Source organism: Streptomyces sp. S.PB5 (assembly GCF_030403745.1).
Taxonomy (GTDB): Bacteria; Actinomycetota; Actinomycetes; order Streptomycetales; family Streptomycetaceae; genus Streptomyces.
The window spans coordinates 15635-33413 of sequence record NZ_JAQMWP010000008.1; the positions used below are offsets into that span (position 1 = coordinate 15635).

The 17779-nt window shown below is 71.4% G+C and carries 17 protein-coding genes; 14 read left to right on the forward strand and 3 right to left on the reverse strand.

What is annotated here, in order from left to right; genetic code table 11:
- Positions 1 to 152: 152 nt before the first annotated feature.
- The 5 genes from afsQ1 to PH203_RS21360 all read left to right on the forward strand — a co-directional run bounded on the left by afsQ1 (position 153) and on the right by PH203_RS21360 (position 4465).
- Positions 153 to 830 (forward strand): two-component system response regulator AfsQ1, encoded by a 678-nt coding sequence (afsQ1, locus tag PH203_RS21340; RefSeq protein ID WP_289921935.1) that lies wholly within the window; start codon positions 153 to 155, stop codon positions 828 to 830.
- Positions 827 to 2377 carry a HAMP domain-containing sensor histidine kinase gene (locus PH203_RS21345; RefSeq protein ID WP_289921936.1) on the forward strand — a complete coding sequence of 517 codons (1551 nt, stop codon included), beginning with the start codon at positions 827 to 829 and terminating at the stop codon, positions 2375 to 2377. The genes afsQ1 and PH203_RS21345 overlap by 4 nt, the downstream gene beginning before the upstream one ends.
- Positions 2374 to 3012 (forward strand): hypothetical protein, encoded by a 639-nt coding sequence (locus PH203_RS21350; RefSeq protein WP_289921937.1) that lies wholly within the window; start codon positions 2374 to 2376, stop codon positions 3010 to 3012. The genes PH203_RS21345 and PH203_RS21350 overlap by 4 nt, the downstream gene beginning before the upstream one ends.
- A 598-nt stretch (positions 3013 to 3610) precedes the next feature.
- A complete protein-coding gene (locus tag PH203_RS21355; RefSeq protein ID WP_289921938.1) occupies positions 3611 to 4162 on the forward strand; it encodes a VanZ family protein in 552 nt (183 codons plus the stop codon).
- 93 nt (positions 4163 to 4255) lie between these two features.
- A complete protein-coding gene (locus PH203_RS21360) occupies positions 4256 to 4465 on the forward strand; it encodes a PspC domain-containing protein (protein WP_289921939.1) in 210 nt (69 codons plus the stop codon).
- Between the two features lie 73 nt (positions 4466 to 4538).
- Here PH203_RS21360 and PH203_RS21365 read toward each other — a convergent pair whose 3' ends face one another.
- Together PH203_RS21365 and PH203_RS21370 are read right to left on the reverse strand one after the other, a co-directional pair.
- Positions 4539 to 4898 carry an ATP-binding protein gene (locus tag PH203_RS21365; protein ID WP_289921940.1) on the reverse strand — a complete coding sequence of 120 codons (360 nt, stop codon included), beginning with the start codon at positions 4896 to 4898 and terminating at the stop codon, positions 4539 to 4541.
- A gap of 140 nt (positions 4899 to 5038) precedes the next feature.
- Complete coding sequence (locus PH203_RS21370) at positions 5039 to 6202, reverse strand: adenosine deaminase (RefSeq protein WP_289921942.1); 1164 nt, start codon at positions 6200 to 6202, stop codon at positions 5039 to 5041.
- 113 nt (positions 6203 to 6315) lie between these two features.
- Here PH203_RS21370 and PH203_RS21375 point away from each other — a divergent pair, with 113 nt between their 5' ends.
- From PH203_RS21375 to PH203_RS21405, 7 genes are all read left to right on the forward strand, one after another.
- A complete protein-coding gene (locus PH203_RS21375) occupies positions 6316 to 7077 on the forward strand; it encodes an alpha/beta fold hydrolase (RefSeq protein ID WP_289921943.1) in 762 nt (253 codons plus the stop codon).
- Positions 7078 to 7196: 119 nt separating this feature from the next.
- The gene (locus PH203_RS21380) at positions 7197 to 7841 is read left to right on the forward strand and encodes a choice-of-anchor M domain-containing protein (RefSeq protein ID WP_289921944.1); all 645 of its coding nucleotides are present in this window, start codon (positions 7197 to 7199) and stop codon (positions 7839 to 7841) included.
- Complete coding sequence (locus PH203_RS21385) at positions 7841 to 9475, forward strand: choice-of-anchor M domain-containing protein (RefSeq protein WP_289922448.1); 1635 nt, start codon at positions 7841 to 7843, stop codon at positions 9473 to 9475. Before PH203_RS21380 ends, PH203_RS21385 begins: the two co-directional genes overlap by 1 nt.
- Before the next feature lie 14 nt (positions 9476 to 9489).
- The gene (locus tag PH203_RS21390) at positions 9490 to 11013 is read left to right on the forward strand and encodes an anchored repeat ABC transporter, substrate-binding protein (RefSeq protein ID WP_289921945.1); all 1524 of its coding nucleotides are present in this window, start codon (positions 9490 to 9492) and stop codon (positions 11011 to 11013) included.
- Positions 11013 to 12464, forward strand: a complete 1452-nt coding sequence (locus PH203_RS21395) for a choice-of-anchor M domain-containing protein (RefSeq protein ID WP_289921946.1) — start codon at positions 11013 to 11015, stop codon at positions 12462 to 12464. The genes PH203_RS21390 and PH203_RS21395 overlap by 1 nt, the downstream gene beginning before the upstream one ends.
- Positions 12461 to 13174: an anchored repeat-type ABC transporter ATP-binding subunit gene (locus PH203_RS21400; RefSeq protein ID WP_289921947.1), complete on the forward strand. Its 714-nt coding sequence runs from the start codon at positions 12461 to 12463 to the stop codon at positions 13172 to 13174. Before PH203_RS21395 ends, PH203_RS21400 begins: the two co-directional genes overlap by 4 nt.
- Positions 13171 to 14088, forward strand: a complete 918-nt coding sequence (locus tag PH203_RS21405) for an anchored repeat-type ABC transporter permease subunit (protein WP_289921949.1) — start codon at positions 13171 to 13173, stop codon at positions 14086 to 14088. Before PH203_RS21400 ends, PH203_RS21405 begins: the two co-directional genes overlap by 4 nt.
- Here the strand turns inward: PH203_RS21405 and PH203_RS21410 are convergent.
- Positions 14042 to 15016, reverse strand: coding sequence for a LysR family transcriptional regulator (locus PH203_RS21410; RefSeq protein WP_289921950.1), 975 nt, complete (start codon positions 15014 to 15016; stop codon positions 14042 to 14044). The two genes, PH203_RS21405 and PH203_RS21410, sit on opposite strands and share 47 nt — an antisense overlap.
- A 63-nt stretch (positions 15017 to 15079) precedes the next feature.
- Here PH203_RS21410 and PH203_RS21415 point away from each other — a divergent pair, with 63 nt between their 5' ends.
- Together PH203_RS21415 and PH203_RS21420 are read left to right on the forward strand one after the other, a co-directional pair.
- Complete coding sequence (locus PH203_RS21415; protein ID WP_289921951.1) at positions 15080 to 16345, forward strand: MFS transporter; 1266 nt, start codon at positions 15080 to 15082, stop codon at positions 16343 to 16345.
- A 377-nt stretch (positions 16346 to 16722) separates the two neighbouring features.
- Entirely contained in the window at positions 16723 to 17769 is a 1047-nt protein-coding gene (locus PH203_RS21420; protein ID WP_289921953.1) for a sigma-70 family RNA polymerase sigma factor, read from the forward strand.
- Positions 17770 to 17779: the final 10 nt, after the last annotated feature.

The following is a 17779-nucleotide window of genomic DNA, read 5'->3' on the forward strand; positions in this document are numbered from 1 at the left end:
CGCACCTTCATGGCCGTGTCCGCCGACTGTCACAGACCTGTCACAGGGGTCGGCCTCAGGGAGGACACAGCTCGGACACAGAGAGCTGCGCTGCGTGCACGTACCTGTACAGGAGTCGAAACCCGACCCCGCCATGGGCCAGAATGAGCCCCGTGCCTTCCCTGTTGCTGATCGAGGACGACGACGCCATCCGTACCGCCCTGGAGCTGTCTCTGACACGCCAGGGTCACCGGGTTGCCACGGCTGCCACCGGTGAGGACGGTCTGAAGCTGCTGCGGGAGCAGCGGCCGGACCTGATCGTGCTGGATGTGATGCTGCCCGGCATCGACGGGTTCGAGGTGTGCCGGCGCATCCGGCGCACGGACCAGTTGCCGATCATTCTGCTGACCGCGCGCAGTGATGACATCGACGTGGTGGTGGGCCTTGAGTCCGGCGCCGACGACTATGTCGTCAAGCCCGTGCAGGGGCGGGTGCTCGACGCCCGTATCCGTGCCGTGCTGCGGCGCGGCGAGCGGGAGGCCAACGACTCGGCCTCGTTCGGCTCGCTCGTCATCGACCGCGCGGCCATGACCGTGACGAAGAACGGCGAGGATCTGCAGCTGACGCCGACCGAGCTGCGGTTGCTCCTTGAGCTGAGCCGGCGGCCCGGGCAGGCCCTCTCCCGGCAGCAACTGCTGCGTCTCGTCTGGGAGCACGACTACCTCGGTGACTCGCGGCTCGTGGACGCCTGTGTGCAGCGGCTGCGCGCCAAGGTCGAGGACGTGCCCTCGTCCCCGACCCTGATCCGTACGGTCCGCGGTGTCGGCTACCGGCTGGACACGCCTCAGTGACACAAGTGCAAGGGGGGGTCCGCGGCTGGGCCGCGGCTCGCAAGGGACATCTGTCGCGGCTGCGGTTCACCAGTCTGCGTCTGCGGCTCGTGGTGGTCTTCGGACTTGTGGCGCTCACCGCCGCGGTCTCCGCTTCCGGGATCGCCTACTGGCTCAACCGCGAGGCCGTGCTCACCCGTACCCAGGACGCGGTGCTGCGCGACTTCCAGCAGGAGATGCAGAACCACGCGGGCCTGCTGCCCGAGCTCCCCGAACAGTACGAACTCCAGCGCACCGCGGCCGCGATGGCCAACAGCAGCCAGCGCTTCAGCGTGCTGCTCGTCGCCGAGGGCTCCGACGGTACGGAACTGTCCTCCAACTCCGGTGCCATGAACGGCTTCTCGCTGCAGGACGTGCCGCAGTCGCTGCGGGCCGCGGTGAACGACGAGCAGAAGGTCGACTCGTCCAACAAGTACGCGTACCACCTGTACTGGCAGCGGATCGTCGACGACGGCACCCCGTATCTGGTGGCCGGCGCCAAGGTGATCAACGGCGGCACCACCGGCTACATGCTCAAGTCCCTCGAACCGGAGGCGAAGGATCTCAACTCCCTCGCCTGGTCGCTCGGTATCGCCACCGGCCTCGCCCTCATCGGCTCGGCGCTCCTCGCGCAGGCCGCCGCCACGACCGTGCTGAAGCCGGTGCACCGGCTCGGGGTCGCCGCGCGCCGGCTGGGCGAGGGCAAGCTGGACACCCGGCTCAGGGTCTCCGGCACCGATGAACTCGCCGATCTGTCACGGACGTTCAACGACGCGGCCGAGGCACTGGAGAAACGGGTCGACGACATGGCCGCGCGCGACGAGGCGTCCCGCCGGTTCGTCGCGGACATGAGCCATGAACTCCGTACGCCCCTCACCGCGATCACCGCCGTCACGGAGATCCTGGAGGAGGAGCTGGAGGCGGAGTCGGGCTCGGTCGACCCGATGATCGAACCGGCGGTACGGCTGGTGGTCAGCGAGACGCGCCGCCTCAACGACCTCGTCGAGAACCTCATGGAGGTCACCCGCTTCGACGCGGGCACCGCCAGGCTGGTCCTGGACGACGTCGACGTCGCCGACCAGATCACCGCCTGCATCGACGCCCGGGCCTGGCTGGACGCGGTCGACCTCGACGCCGAGCGCGGCATCCACGCCCGGCTCGACCCGCGGCGCCTGGACGTCATCCTGGCCAACCTCATCGGCAACGCGCTCAAGCACGGCGGGTCGCCGGTGCGGGTCTCGGTCCGCGCCGCGGACCACGAGGTCGTCATCGAGGTGCAGGACCACGGGCCGGGCATCCCCGAGGACGTCCTGCCGCACGTCTTCGACCGCTTCTACAAGGCGAGCGCATCCCGCCCCCGCTCCGAGGGCAGCGGCCTCGGCCTCTCCATCGCCCTGGAGAACGCCCACATCCACGGCGGCGAGATCACCGCCGCGAACTCCGCCGAGGGCGGCGCGGTGTTCACCCTGCGCCTGCCCCGGGACGCGTCGGAGCTGGCCCAGGAGGGCGAGGGGGAGAAGAGCTCATGAGCGTACGGCGAGGGCAGGGACGTCAGGGCATGGTGACCGTACGACGGCTGCTGGCGCTGCCCGTGCTGGCGGCGCTGGCCACCGGGTGCGGCATCCGGGCCACCGAGGTCCCGACCGACTTCGGCCCCGCACCCTCCCGCGTGCACTGCTCGGTCTCCGAGCCGGAGGTGTCCGCGCAGTCCTCGCGCGGGCTGCCGGTGCAGGTGTTCCTGCTGTGCGGGGCGTCGCTGGTGGCCGTCGACCGGACGGTGCACGTGGAGGACGGTACGGCGGACTCGCAGCGGCGGGTGCTGGTCGCGCAGGAACTGCTGAACGAGCTGGCGGCGGCGCCCTCGTCCGGCGAGCGGGAGGCCGGGTACTCGACGACGGTCCGCGACGGCATGACGGTGACCGGGCCGCGCCCCCAGGACCCCGAGGACACCCTCCGGCTCAGCCACCCGCCGGGCGCCCTCACCAAGTCCGCCCTCTCCCAGATCGTCTGCACCTTCTCCGACTCCGCGGCCGCCGAGGGCGACGGCTCGGTCATCCTGGGCGGCCCCGACAAGACCCCCCTCCGCAGCTACGAATGCACCGACGAGGTCCGAGCGTCCCCCACCCGAACGGAACCACCGTCGACGGAGGTCACGGACGGCTGACGGGGGCGGCCACTCGGGGACGGCATGCTGCGGCCGCATGGGCGCGGCGGCGAATCACGGCCGCACAGAGCGGCGGACGGTGACCGCCGGCGGACGCACATGGGGTGAGGGTCCGCGGACACGCCAGGGCCACGGACGGTGACGCCCGAGGGGGCCAATGGCGGCGCACGCCGGGTGACGGGCCTACGGCCGCACGAGGCGGCGGAGACGAGGCGCCGGGGGCGGGTCACCCGTGGGACGACGCACCCCGGACACGCCAGGGCCACCGATGGCACCGCCCGAGGGAGCCGGTGGCGGATGCACGTGCGGTGACCGCTACGGCCGCACAAGCGCGGCGGAGACGGGACGCCCGAGGGCCGTCACACATGGGGCGGCAAACCCCGGACACGCCAGGACCACCGACTGCGGCGCCCGAGGGGGCCGGTGGCGGATGTGCGCGGGGTGACAGGCCACGGTCGCACGGCAGTCGCTCGCGGCCCGGTCAAGGGTGGGTCGGGCCTGCTGGACGTGGGTGTGTCGAGTGGCTCGGGTGGGGTGTGTCGGACGCCTCATCCGGGTGCCCGGAACCGATCCCGCCGCACGCGGCGTCTAGGGGGGCGTGCAGCGTCAAGGCTCCATCGGCAGCAGCGCCGTGATCCGTATGCGTGCGACAGGGGGTGTCCTCCTTGTCGCACACCTCGCGTTCGTCGCCTGGCTGACCCTGCGCCCTCTGGACGTCCCGTGGATGACGCCCCCGAACCTGACCCCGCTCGCCGGTATCCGGGCCGACCTGGCACTCGGCTGGCCGCAGGCGGCGCGGCGGATCGCGGAGGGGCTCGCTCTCCTCGCCCCGCTGGGCGTCCTGCTCCCGCTGGCCCACGGCAGGCTGTACGTCTCCCCGCTCGCGTCTCTGATCCGTTCGGTCGCCGCGGGCGCCCTGATCTCGCTGGGCATCGAGCTGCTCCAGACCGGCGTCCCCGGTCAGGTCGTCGACATCGACTCGGTGCTCCTGAACACCGTCGGTGTGGCGCTCGCCCACGCCGCCTTCATCCCGGCCGGCCGCGCCTGGCTCCGCCGCAGGTCCCGCTCCCTCAAGCCGGCACCCGTCCGCAAGGAGGACGCGGCTCAGGGTCGTACCCCGACGATTCCCAGGGTCGGGATCGCACCGTAGAGCGACGCTTCGTCCCCTTCGTCTCCGTAGCGTTGAAGGCAGATGAGGAAGCCGGAAAGGCCGCCTCCCACGACGCTCACGAAGGAGCCGCACATGTCCCGCCTTGCCCGCCCCACCAACGGCCGCATGATCGGCGGAGTGTGTGCCGCGCTGGCACGGCGCTTCGGCACCTCGGCCACCACGATGCGAGTGATCTTCCTGCTGTCCTGTCTGCTGCCGGGTCCGCAGTTCCTGCTCTACATAGCGCTGTGGATCCTGTTCCCGTCCGAGGACAAGGCCGACCGGACCCAGGCCGCCTGGTAACTCCCGTACACGCAGACGCCGATGGGGCGCACCCCGGACAACGGGTGCGCCCCATCAGGGCATTCGGCTGCGGTCAGCCGAGCGGGAGCCCGTTGACCGGCAGGCCCTGCGTCGGCAGGCCGGTCTTACCGACCGGGAGTCCGCCCAGCAGGCCCGCGACCGGCTTGGCCGGACCGTCGGCGAGGGCGCCCTGAGCGGCCGGCGCCACCGCGGCCAGGCTCGTGGCGACCGCCGGCTGCGCCTGCGACAGGGCCTCGCCGGCAACCGGCAGCGCCTTGGCGACGTTCTGCGCCGGGAGCGTCTGGGTGACGGTGTCCAGCGCCTGGGAGGCGTCCGGAACGGTCGGCGCGGCGTTCGCGGCGCCCGCGCCGGCGGCGGCGAAGGCGGCACCGAGGGCAGCGACACCGAGGGTCTTGGCAGCAGACTGCTTCATGAAAATGCGTCCTCGAAATGGGATGACGTGGGTGTGAGCGGTCCATGAACGTAAACACGCACAGGCACCCGCCGCAAACATCGAAATGCGGACGGATGGTGGACACCCGTCCGCATTCCGATTTCCGAGGCGTCCCCCGATCAGCCCTCCGACTCTACGGAACCGCTGGTGGACGCGGTCTGCTGGAACAGCCATTCGGACTTCAGCTCGGCATATCCGGGCTTGATGACGTCATTGATCATCGCGAGTCGTTCATCGAAAGGAATGAACGCTGATTTCATCGCATTGACGGAGAACCACTGCATGTCGTCGAGCGTGTAGCCGAATGCTCCGACCAGATGCTCGAATTCCCGGCTCATGCTGGTCCCGGACATCAGCCGGTTGTCGGTGTTCACGGTGGCCCGGAAGTGCAGCCGCCGCAGCAGCCCGATGGGGTGCTCGGCGTAGGAGTCGGCGGCGCCGGTCTGGAGGTTGGAGCTGGGGCACAGCTCCAGCGGGATCCGCTTGTCGCGGACATAGGAGGCGAGCCGGCCGAGCTTGACCGAGCCGTCGGCGTGGACCTGGATGTCGTCGATGATGCGGACGCCGTGACCGAGCCGGTCGGCGCCGCACCACTGCAGGGCCTGCCAGATGGAGGGGAGCCCGAAGGCCTCACCGGCATGGATGGTGAAGTGGTTGTTCTCGCGCTTGAGGTACTCGAACGCGTCGAGGTGCCGGGTGGGCGGGAATCCGGCCTCGGCGCCCGCGATGTCGAAGCCCACCACCCCCAAGTCCCGGTAGCGGTTGGCGAGTTCGGCGATCTCCAGGGCGCGGGCGGCGTGCCGCATCGCGGTGAGCAGGGCGCCGACACGGATGCGGTTCCCGCCCGCGCGGGCGATCCGCTCGCCTTCCCGGAAGCCCTCGTTGACGGCCTCGACGACTTCTTCGAGGCTCAGCCCGCCTTCGAGATGCTGCTCGGGCGCGTACCGCACCTCGGCGTAGACGACTCCGTCGGCGGCGAGGTCCTCGGCGCACTCGGCGGCGACCCGCACCAGGGCCTCGCGGGTCTGCATGACGCCCACGGTGTGCGAGAAGGTCTCCAAGTACCGTTCCAGCGAGCCGGAGTCGGCGGCCTCGCGGAACCAGGCGCCCAGCTTGTCGGCGTCCGTCTCGGGGAGTTGGGAGTACCCGGTGGCCCGGGCGAGCTCGACGATGGTGCCGGGCCGGAGCCCGCCGTCGAGGTGATCGTGCAGCAGAACCTTGGGTGCCCGGCGGATCTGGTCCGAGCTCGGGGTGGTTCCCGTCCGGTCATTCTGGCTCGTCATCTCCGCACTGTAACTCCTACGCGCGTAGATCGCGCGCTGTACAACTCCGCCGATACGTAACGGTGACCGCCCCGACGGGTGGAGTACACCGACGCTTCTGACACTGTTCTGTCATGGCACAGCAAGCGACGCCGGTTCGCACGGCCCGGCTGGGGCGGGCGCTCGGTCCGGAACCGACGGCGGTGAGCGGGGTGGTGCTGCTGCTCCCCGGCGGCGAGGCGACCTCGGACCGCAGACCGTCCCCCATGATGGCGGCCGCCTCCGTCCGCGGCCTCGGCCGCCGGCTGACCCGCGCGGGCCGCGCGGAGGGTCTGGCCGCCCATGTCGTCCACTACCGCTACCGCGGCTGGAACGGCACCGAGGCCCATCTCGCCCGGGACGCCGACTGGGCGGTGGCGGAGGTCGTACGGCGTTACGGCGACGTCCCCGTCTGTCTCGTCGGTATCGACATGGGCGCCCGGGCCGCGCTGCACGCGGGTGGTCACGAGGCCGTCAACTCCGTGCTGGCGATCGCCCCTTGGCTGCCCGAGGAGGATGTGGCCGCACCCCCCGAACCGGTGAAGCAGCTCGCGGGCCGCCGGGTTCTGCTGGTGCACGGCACGAACGACGAACGCACCGACCCCGAGCTGTCGTTCCGGCTCGCGGCGCGGGCGAAGAAGGCGAACCGGGATGTGTGCCGGTTCGAAGTGCACTCCGACAAGCACGCGTTGCGCCAGCACCGGGAAGAAGTCCTGGCGCTCGCCGAGGACTTCGTGATGGGCTCGCTGTTCGGGCGGGCGTTCTCCCGCCCGGTCGAGGACGCGCTGGCCGCGCCGCCGCCGCTGGGGCTGCGGATGCCGCTGGCGGCGGGCTTCGGGCGGTCACTGCGCCGGTAGTCGGCCTTCCCACTCGCTTCACACCCCTCTCATAACCCCCTTGCAACCTCTTACTGAAAATGATTATCGTCTTTACGTGCCCACGGGGGGCATGTCCATGACCTAAGAGGGGTCCTCTTTTGCGTACCCGCAACCGCCTGCTGACCGTCGCCGGTCTCGCCGCCGCCACGCTCGCCACCGCCGGTCTCAACAGCTCGGCGTTCGCCGCGACCACGCTGTCGTCCGGCCACGTCGACGTCCTCGACGCCGACTGGGACGGCTCGGCGCTGAGCCTGCACACCCACGACGAGGAGACCGACACCGAGTACGACCCGGCGGACGTCACCCTCGCCGTACCGGCCGCCGCGAAGGTCGCCAACCCCGGCTACTCCTTCCTCGGCGCGGGCAGCCAGGTCTGGCTGCTGCCGGACACCCAGGCCGAGGCGACCGCCGCCGGGGTGCTCTTCCCCGGCATCTCCACCGAGCACCTCACCACGGGGGTCTTCGCCAGCAACAACGTCACCTTCACGCTGGTCAGCGCCACTCGCAACGGCGCGGCCACCGAGGACTTCAGCGTCTACGCGGGCAGCGGCAGCCGCTGGTTCGACAGTGACACCGCCACCAGCAGCTTCAAGTCCAGAACCTTCGCCGTCGCCACCCACAACCACGCCAACTGGGCCTTCGAGGAGGCCGGTACCTACAAGCTGACGTTCCGGGTCAGCGGCACGGTCGGCGGGGCCGCCAAGACCGCCACCTCGACCTACACCGTCGTCGTCAGCTCGTGATGCAAGCCCTGACGCGCGGAAGACCCGCTTGCACCGCGGCCGCTCTCACCGCGGCGGCCGCCGTGCTCCTGGGCGCGGCAGGGCTGGTCGTCGCCGGCGGCAGCGGGGACGCCCGCGCCGCCGGCGGTGCCGTCGTGCTGAGCGAGGGCGAGCTGGACCTCACGCCCCGGCTCGTGGACGGCGAGCCGCAGTTGCAGATCGACGACCGCAGCGGCACCGCCCCGGTCGTACGCGAACCGTCCGAGGTCGTCCTGCACGTCGTGCCGTCCGCCCTGCAGTACACGCCCGACCCGGTGGCCACCGCGCTCGGTACGACCAACATGGACTCCTGGCAGCTCAACGGCTGGGAGGCGGAGAACATCTTCGCCGCCGAGCCCGGCTGGAAGGGCACCGAGGCGGGCGGGGACACCGAGGTCGCGCTCACCGGGTACGACGGGCCGGGGGTCTTCGGACTGGCCACGTACACCCGGGAGATCGACAGTGTGAACGGCCCGGCGATCGCCCATCTCGGCAGCGCGGAGGGGGTGCAGCGGGCCTTCACCCTGGCCGGGGACGAGGAACGGCTGCTGCCCGTCTGGGAGTTCACGGCCGAGGGCGTCTACCGTCTCACCTTCAGGGTGACCGCGGGCGGTGCGGCCGACACCGAGACACTGGCCGTGGTGGTCGGCGACGACATCGATCCGTCGACCGTGCTGCCGGGTGACGGGAGCAGCAGCCCGACGCCGTCCGCGAGCCCCACCACCACTCCCCCGGCCACCGCGCACGTCATCTCCGAGGGCCACGTCGACATGGCGGCCCGGAAGGTCGACGGCGACCTGGAGTTCCGGATCAAGGAGGGCTCCGAGCTCGACCACGAGTGGTACGAGCCGGGCCAGGTCGTGATGCACGTACGGCCCGCCGCCAAGCGGAAGATCCCCGAGGGGTACGACTTCCTCGGCACCCCGGGTGATGCGGTGTGGTGGCTGCCGTTGCAGCAGAACGCCGGGATCGTGTGGCCCGGTTGGAACACCGGGGAGTTCCCGAGGACCGAGCTCGACGGCAAGGTGTCGTTCCGGCTGGACTCCGTACAGGGGCCCGGGAACATCGCGATGTTCTACGGCGACTCGACGGGCACCGCGGTCGTCTCCCTGAACAGCGGCGACGGACTGCCCGACACCCACACCCTGGCCGGCGGGACGCACGCCCACTTCGACTGGGCGTTCTCCGCGGAGGGTGTCTACCGGACCACGTTCACCGTGAGCGCCACGCTCGCCGACGGCACAAAGGTCCAGGACAAGGAGACCATCGCCTGGGTGGTCGGGGACGGCACCGATCCGTCGACGGTGACCCCGGGGGCGGGTGACGAGCCGACGGCGACGCCTACGGCCACACCGACCTCGGCGCCGACACCGACACCGACGGCGAGCGCGAGCGAGACCGGGGCGGCCACGCCTTCGGCCTCCGCGTCGGACTCCGCTCCGGCCGCGGCTTCGCCGGGTGCTTCCGGAGCGATGGGCGGCGGCACGCCCGTCACGACCGGCTCGCTCGCCGCCACCGGCGGCCAGGCGGCGACGGTCGCGGGGATCGCGGCGGCGGCGCTGCTGGCGGGTGGCGGCGCGGTGTTCCTCGTACGACGACGGCGTACAGCCCAGTGAGAGGAGAAAGCCCCATGCGGGGCCGTCCCATGCGTACCGCGGCCGTGGCGCTCGCCGCGGCCTGTGTGCTGGTCGCCGGGTGCAGCCGGAGTCAGTCCGGGGCGTCCGAGGCCGAGTTGAAGGTCTCCACGACCACGGCGATCATCGCCGATCTGGTCCGCCAGGTCGGCGGTGACCGCGTCGACGTGACCTCGATCGTGCCGCACCACGGCGACCCGCACTCCTATGAACCGAGCCCCGGGGACGCGGCGAAGGTCGCCCGTGCGGACCTCGTGTTCGGCAACGGACTGCTGTTGGAGGAGCCCGGGATCATGAAGATGGTCCACAGCAACGCGCGCGAGGACACACCGAAGGTCGAGATCGCCGAGCGGCTTGAGCAGTACGGCGGCACGGTGATGAAGCTGGAGGAGGATCTCGGGCTCGATGTGCTGTGGCTGGGCTGGGCGGTCGAGGGCGAGGTGGCCGGGGACGGCTCCCAGGTCCGGACGACCGCGACCGAGTTGGAGGGGCCGGGAGACCTGCGGGTCTACCTCACCGACACGCTCGGCAGGCCCAAGGTGTACGTCGACTCCAGTGACGGTTTCGACGGCTCGGACTCCTTCGCGCTGCCGCCCGAGGCGCATACGCATGTCAACTGGGCGTTCAGCGAGCCGGGGATCTACCGGCTGACGGTCGAGGGGCGGACCGAGACGCTCGACGGCAGGACAGAGCGGTTCGGCAGCGGGACGTTCACCTTCGCCGTCGGGACCGCGGCGCCGAAGGGCGTCACCGTGCTCGACGGCGGGCACGCGGACGTGGCGCTCAACGCCGAGACCGGGAAGGTGTACGTCCGCGCCGACGACGACAGGAGCGGCGAGCGGACACGGCTCGCGCCCGACGAGGTCGTGCTCAACGTCCCCGACCGGGCACGGGAGTCGGTGCCCGAGGAGCCGTCGTACGCCTTCCTCGGGAAGGCCGGTGATCCGCTGTGGGTGCTGCCGCAGGCCGTGCTCGGCAAGCATGTGCACGGCGATCTGGACCCGCACGCCTGGGAGGACGTCGCCAACGCGGAGGCGTATGTGCGGCGCATCCAGGCCGAGTTGGCGAAGGCGGACCCGGGCGGGGCGAAGACGTACGAGAAGAACGCCTCGGCCTATCTCAGGACGCTCGGCGCGCTCGACGAGGAGGTCGGGCGGACGCTCGCGACCGTCCCGGAGCGCAACCGCAAGCTCATCACCACGCACGACGCCTTCGGCTATCTCGCCAAGGCGTACGGCATGGAGGTCGCCGGTTTCGTGGTGCCGGTGCCCAACCAGGAGCCCAGCGCGGCCGAGGTGGAGCGGCTCGGGGACACCATCCGGGAGAAGTGGGTCCCGGCCGTGTTCGTGGAGCCCAACCTGGCCTCGCGGGCGAACGTGCTGAAGCGGGTCGCGCAGGACGAGGGGGTCGAGGTCTGCACGATCTACGGCGACTCCTTCGACGACCAGGTCCACGACTACGTATCGATGATGCGGCACAACGCGACGGAGCTCGCCAAGTGCCTTGGAGGGAAAGCCTGATGACGGGCAGGGAACGGGTCGCGGTGGCGGTGACGGTGGTGCTGGCCGCCGTGCTGAACGGGGGCGGGGTCGCCGTCGCGGACGGGCCGTCGAGCGGGCTGGGGCGGATCGCCTACGCCGACGGGGAGTTGACGCTCGATCCGGCGGACGGGACCCATGTGGTCGAGGCCGGGGAGGCGGACTCGGCCGCGCCCGGCTGGGACACGACCGGAGTGCCGGCGGGTGTGCTCGTCGGTGACACGGTGACGTGGTCGCTCACCGGGGTGGACGGACCGGGAGACGTGACGGTGTCACGGTCCGGGCAGGACCGGCCGCTCTTCGACAGCTCGGACGACGTGCCCGACCGGGTCGAGGTACCGGTGGGCGAACAGGCCGTCACTCACTGGGAGTTCAGCGAGGAGGGCACGTACCGGCTGATCTTCGAGGCGGCCGGTACGGCGGCGGAGGACGGACGGGAGCTGTCCGTCGGGACCGTGTACACGGTCGTGGTCGGCGGCGACGACCGGCCCGTCGAGCCGCTCCCGGCCCCCGCACCCGAGGTGCGCACGCGTGTCCTCGCCGCTCCGGCGAAGCCGCCACGCGCCGCCGCCGTCTCGGACGCCACCTCGGACGTCGTCTCGACGCGCACGGTTCTCGACGAGGGGCACATCGACTTCGCCGCCCGGGTCGTGGACGACAGGCTCCAGATCCACGTCAAGGACGGGACGGTCCCCGGGAGGACGACCTGGCGGGAACCCTCCTCCCTGGTCCTGAAGGTGAATCCGGCCGCGAAGAACACCCTGCCCGACAACGACGCCTTCTCCTTCCTGGGCCGGCCCGGCACCGATGTCTGGCTGCTCGACCAGGTGCAGCAGGACGGGCTGCTGTGGCCCGGATGGTCGACGGACAACGTAGGGGCGGGGGCGCTGAAGGGCGGCGTGTCCTTCGCGCTGACCGGCGTCGAGGGGCCGGGCGCGTACGCGCTGTACACCTACGACGCGATGTCCGGCGCCGATGTGCTGTTCAACAGCAAGGACGGGGTGCCGGACTCCTTCGAGGTCCCCGCCAACACGCACGCGCACGGCGGATGGGCGTTCACCAAGGAGGGCACCTACCGGCTGACGTTCCGGATGAGCGGGAAGCTCGCCGACGGAACGGCCGTGAGCGACACGGAGACGGTGGCGTTCGTGGTCGGGGACGGGAACGCGGACGCGGTGCGTCCCGGAGGTTCCTCGTCGGACACGCCCGGGGCGTCGGACACTTCGAAGGGCTCTTCGTCCTCTTCATCCTCTTCGTCCTCGTCGGCCGATGCGGGCAAGTCCGGTTCGGGCACGGGTGGTTCCGGGCCGTCCGGCTCCATGGCCAGCACGGGCGCCGGCAGCCCCGCCCTCCTCGGCGCCGCGGCCGCCGGGCTCGCGCTCGCCGGCGGGGGTGCGGTGTGGGGCGTACGGCGTCGGCGGCGGGGCGTATGAGCGGGGTGCTGCGCGTAGAGGGCGCGTCGGTCGTGCTCGGGGGGCGGCTCGCGCTGGAGCAGGCCTCGCTGGAGGTGCAGGGGGGTGAGCTGGTCGGGTTGATCGGGCCCAACGGGGCCGGGAAGACGACCCTGTTGCGGGCGGCGCTTGGACTGGTGCCGCTGGCCTCGGGGGCGGTGTCGCTGGCGTCGCGGCCGGGGTATGTGCCGCAACGGCACGAGTTCGCCTGGGACTTCCCGATCGATGTCGCGGGGGCCGTGCTGACCGGACGTACCCGGGAGGTCGGGTGGCTTCGGCGGCCCCGCACCGCCGACCGGGAGGCCGCCCGGCGGGCCCTGGAGCGCACCGGACTCACCGCGCTCGCCCGGCGGCCCATCGGGGAGCTGTCGGGCGGGCAGCGGCAACGGGTGCTGGTGGCACGGGCGTTGGCGGCCGAGCCGCGGATCCTGTTGCTCGACGAGCCGTTCACCGGCGTCGACGTGCCCACCCAGGAGCTCCTCAACCAGCTGTTCCGCCGGCTCGCGGCCGAAGGACGGGCGCTGCTGATGACCACCCATGACCTGGCGGCCGCCGCTCGCACCTGTGACCGGGTGGTGCTGATCAATCGGACGGTCGTCGCGGAGGGCGGCCCGGAGCTGCTGGCCCAACCGGACCAGATGCTGCGGGCGTTCGGACTCGACCGGGCCATGCCTACGGAGACGGTGACGTGATCGACTTTCTGCTGGACCCCTGGGAACTGCCGTTCATGCAGCGGGCGTTCACCGTGGCCGCCGTGGTGGGGCTGGTGTGCGGGGTGGTCGGGGTGTACGTGGTGCTGCGCGGCATGGCGTTCATCGGGGACGCGGTGGCGCACTCGGCGTTCCCGGGGGTGGCGCTCGCCTACACCTTCGAGGGGAACCTGCTGCTCGGCGGGGCCGCCGCCGGGATCGTGACCTCGGTGCTCATCGCCTATGTGTCGCAGAACCGGCGGCTGAAGGAGGACACCGTCATCGGGGTCTTCTTCGCGTTCGCGTTCGGGCTCGGGATCGTCCTCGTCTCGACGCGGGACAGCTGGACCACGGACCTGTCGTCGTTCCTGTTCGGGCAGGTGCTGGCGGTGTCGGCGCAGGACGTGTGGACGGTCGCGGGGATCGGGGCGGTGCTCGTGGCCGTCGTCCTCGCGCTGCGGAAGGAACTGGTCGCGGTCAGCCTGGACCGGGAGACGGCCCGGGCGGCGGGGCTGCCGGTGTTCCGGCTGGACCTGACGCTGTACGTGGTCGTGACCTCGACGATCGTGATGTCCCTCGAGGCGGTCGGCAATGTCCTCGTCCTCGCGCTGCTCATCACGCCCGCCGCGACCGCCCGGCTGCTGACCGAGCGGCTGTGGACGATGACGCTGCTCGCGTCGGTGATCGGGTGCGCGGGGAGTCTGGCGGGGCTGTACGTGTCGTACGCGTACGACCTGGCGGCCGGGGGCTCCATCGTCGTCGTCCTGACCGGTGTGTTCGTGGTGGTGTGGTGCCTGGCGCCGAGGCACGGGCTGCTGGCGCGGCGCACGCGCGCGCGTGCCCTGCCCTCGGCGTCGGCGTCGGCGTCGGTCAGTCGGGAAGCAGACGGCCGCGCTGTGCCAGCAGGAACTTCTTGAAAGCCGCCACCGGTGGGGTGTCCGGGTGGCCGTCGAGCCAGGCGACGCCGATCTCGCGTACCGCGCGCGGGGCGGTGACCGTCAGCTCGACGACGCCCGGGCGGGCCACGGCGGGAGGGGGCAGGAGGGCGACGCCGAGACCGGCGGCGACCAGGCCCCGCAGCGTCTCGGCCTCCTCGCCCTCGAAGGCGATCCTCGGCTTGAAGCCGGCCTCCTGGCAGAGGTCGTCGGTGATGCGGCGCATGCCGTAGCCGGGTTCCAGGGTCACGAAGGTCTCGTCGGCGGCCTCGGCGAGGCGGACGCGCTTGCGGCTCGCGAGGCGGTGGTCGGCGGGGACGACCAGGCGCAGCTTCTGCTCGTCGAGGCGGCGCCCGACCAGGTCCGGGGCGTCCGGGACCGGGGAGGTCAGACAGAGGTCCAGTTCGCCGGCGCGCAGCCGCTCGATCATCGCCTCGCCGTAGTTCTGGACGAGGCTGAAGCGGACGCGGGGGTGGTCGGCACGGAAGGCGCGGATCAGGCCGGGGACCGTTTCCGAGCCCATGGTGTGCAGGAAGCCGAAGGCGACCTTGCCGGTGGCGGGGTCGGCGTCGGCGCGGACCTCCTCGGCGGCGCGGTCGATCTCGGCGAGGGCGCGTTCGACGTGGCCGAGGAAGGCACGCCCGGCGGGGGTGAGGGAGACGGTGCGGCCGATGCGGGCGAACAGGTCGACGCCGAGGTCCTGTTCGAGGCGGACCATGGCCCGGGAGAGCGTGGACTGGGGGACGTTCATCTCCTGGGCGGCGCGGGTGACGTGCTCGGTGCGGGCGACGCCGGCGAAGTACGCCAGTCGCGGGGCCAGCACCATCGACATCTCCGACGTATCCGCCGACATGTCTTCTGTGTCACTGGACGGTGACAGGCGAGGCCGTGAGCTGTGTTGATGCACCATGGGAACGATTATGACGAGTTCATGCATTGGACGCATGAACCGAGGCGTACGTAACTTCGAGACATGCCTGCCAGTACCGAGGCGTCCACGACCATGGGCGCCGTTTCCGCTGTTCCTGTCGTCGACTCCCGGATGGCCCCGGGCGGCCCCGGCTACCGCCGGATGAGCTTCGCCCTCTTCCTCGCCGGCGTCGCGACCTTCGCCCTCCTCTACTCCACGCAGGCGCTTCTGCCGCTGATCTCCGGCGAGTTCGGGGTGGCGGCGAGCGACGCGAGCTGGACGGTGGCGGCGGCGACGGGCGGACTGGCGCTGTTCGTCCTGCCGATGAGCGCGGTGTCGGAGCGGTACGGACGCCGTACGGTCATGACGGCGTCGCTGGCGGTCGCGGTGACGGTCGGTCTGCTGGTCCCGCTGGCTCCTTCGCTGCCGGTGCTGGTGGCGTTGCGGGCGTTGCAGGGCGCGGCGCTGGCGGGCCTGCCGGCTTCCGCGACGGCGTATCTGGCGGAGGAGGTCCGTCCGAAGGCGCTGGTCACGGCGATCGGCCTGTTCGTCGCGGGCAACAGTGTCGGCGGTATGAGCGGCCGGGTCATCACGGGCTGGGTGGCGCAGGAGTGGGGCTGGCGTGTGGCCCTCGGTGTCATCGGGGCGATCGCGGTGGCGTGCGCGGTGGCGTTCCGGCTGCTGCTGCCGGCGCCGAAGCACTTCGCCGCCGGGTCGCTGAAGCCGCGGGTGCTGGTGCGGACGGTTCGTGAGCATCTGTCGAACCCGCTGATGTGCCGTTTGTACGCGATCGGCGCGCTGTTCATGACGGTGTTCGGCGGCGTGTACACGGTGATCGGGTACCGGCTGACGGAGGCGCCGTTCGGGCTGCCGCAGGGGATCGTCGGGTCGATCTTCCTGGTGTACCTGGTGGGTACGGTGTCGGCGTCGACGGCGGGTCGGCTGGTGGGCCGTCTCGGTCGCCGGGGCGCGCTGTACGCGGCGGGCGCGACGACGGCGAGCGGTCTGGTGCTGTCGCTGGCCGACTCGCTGGCGCTGGTCCTGCTGGGGCTGGTGCTGATCACCGGCGGGTTCTTCGCGGGGCACGCGGTGGCGTCGTCGGCGGTCAGCAAGACGGCGACGGAGGGGCGGGCGCAGGCTTCGGCGCTGTATCAGTCGGCGTACTACATCGGGTCGAGTGCGGGCAGCACGGTGGGTGCGATCGCGTTCCACGCGGGTGGCTGGGGCGGGACCGTCTCGGTCGGGCTGCTGGCGGTGCTCGGCGTCGTGACGATCACGGTCCTCGGGACGCGGGCGGCGCGGGCTCGGCAGCGGGTCCTGGTGGCCTGAACCGGGGCTCCCCTTGTCATCCCCCTTGCTTCCCCCTGGTCGAGGTCGGTCGGCCAGGGGGACTGCCTTTTCTTCGCCCCCGCCGCCCCTTCCCGTTCCCGTACCTGGGGGCTGCCGCCCCCAGACCCCCGCTTCGGCCCTGAAGGGGCCTCGTCCTCAAACGCCGGACGGGCTGAAAACAGCCCCTCCGGCGTTTGAGGAGCGGGGGTCCAGGGGGCAGCGCCCCCTGGGACGGGAACGGGAAGGGGCGGCGGGGGCGAAGAACCCTCTGAGCTGCGCCTTCGCGCACTCGGCACGCCATTGTCAGTGGGCTGCGATAGCTTCGAACGTGCTGGGCGCAAAGGCGCGACACAGGACGCCACAGGGGTGGGTGGACGATGACGGACAGCACGACGACAGCGGACCTCGACGTCAGGCTGGAGAAGCACCGGGTCGAGCTGACCGGGTACTGCTACCGCATGCTCGGCTCGTCCTTCGAGGCGGAGGACGCGGTGCAGGACACGATGGTCCGCGCCTGGCGCAGCTACGACAAGTTCGAGGGCCGCTCAAGCCTCCGCTCCTGGCTGTACCGCATCGCGACCAACGTCTGCCTGGACATGCTGACGGCCGGCAACAAGCGCGCGAGGCCGATGGACCTCACCGACTCGACGCCCCTCGCCCAGGCCGCCCTCTCCCCCCGCCCGGACCACACCTGGCTGGAGCCGATGCCGGACGCGCGCGTGCTGCCGACCGTCGAGGACCCGGCGGAGGCGGCCGTCGCCAAGGAGTCCGTGCGGCTCGCCTTCATGGCCGCCCTGCAGCAACTCCCGCCCAAGCAGCGCGCGGTGCTGATCCTGCGCGAGGTGCTGGCCTGGAAGGCGACCGAGGTCGCCGAACTGCTCGGCACCACGGTCGCGTCGGTCAACAGCGCGCTGCAGCGGGCCCGCGCGACCCTCGCCGAGCGGGACGGACACGGCGGGGAGGCCGTGGTGTCCGATCCGCTGGACGAGGAGCAGCAGAAGCTGCTCGACCGCTATGTCGCGGCGTTCGAGGGCTACGACATGACGGCGCTGACGGCCCTGCTGCACGAGGACGCCATCATGACGATGCCGCCGTTCGACCTGTGGCTGACGGGCGTCGACGACATCACCGGCTTCATGACGACACTCGGCGCCTCCTGCGCCAACTCCCGGCTGCTGCCCGTCCAGGCCAACGGCCTGCCCGGGTTCGCGCACTACAAGCCGGACGAGGAGGCGGGCGGCTACACGCCGTGGGCGGTGCAGGTCCTGGAGATCTCAGACGGGCGGATCACCGGGTTCCACTGCTTCCTCGACACCGAGCGGTGGTTCCCGCTGTTCGGGCTCCCGCTGCATCTCGACGCCGTCGACGACACTCTCGACGACGCTCTCGAAGCGGAGTCCGACCAGGTCGAGGAGGGCGTGTAGGGCCGGGTCG

Coding starts and splice junctions, on each gene's coding strand:
- PH203_RS21350 (WP_289921937.1), top strand. CDS start 2,374: ATGAGCGTACGGCGAGGGCAGGGACGTCAGGGCATGGTGACCGTACGA.
- PH203_RS21360 (WP_289921939.1), top strand. CDS start 4,256: ATGTCCCGCCTTGCCCGCCCCACCAACGGCCGCATGATCGGCGGAGTG.
- PH203_RS21365 (WP_289921940.1), bottom strand. CDS start 4,898: ATGAAGCAGTCTGCTGCCAAGACCCTCGGTGTCGCTGCCCTCGGTGCC.
- PH203_RS21370 (WP_289921942.1), bottom strand. CDS start 6,202: ATGACGAGCCAGAATGACCGGACGGGAACCACCCCGAGCTCGGACCAG.
- PH203_RS21375 (WP_289921943.1), top strand. CDS start 6,316: ATGGCACAGCAAGCGACGCCGGTTCGCACGGCCCGGCTGGGGCGGGCG.
- PH203_RS21385 (WP_289922448.1), top strand. CDS start 7,841: ATGCAAGCCCTGACGCGCGGAAGACCCGCTTGCACCGCGGCCGCTCTC.
- PH203_RS21390 (WP_289921945.1), top strand. CDS start 9,490: ATGCGGGGCCGTCCCATGCGTACCGCGGCCGTGGCGCTCGCCGCGGCC.
- PH203_RS21395 (WP_289921946.1), top strand. CDS start 11,013: ATGACGGGCAGGGAACGGGTCGCGGTGGCGGTGACGGTGGTGCTGGCC.
- PH203_RS21400 (WP_289921947.1), top strand. CDS start 12,461: ATGAGCGGGGTGCTGCGCGTAGAGGGCGCGTCGGTCGTGCTCGGGGGG.
- PH203_RS21410 (WP_289921950.1), bottom strand. CDS start 15,016: ATGGTGCATCAACACAGCTCACGGCCTCGCCTGTCACCGTCCAGTGAC.
- PH203_RS21415 (WP_289921951.1), top strand. CDS start 15,080: ATGCCTGCCAGTACCGAGGCGTCCACGACCATGGGCGCCGTTTCCGCT.
- PH203_RS21420 (WP_289921953.1), top strand. CDS start 16,723: ATGACGGACAGCACGACGACAGCGGACCTCGACGTCAGGCTGGAGAAG.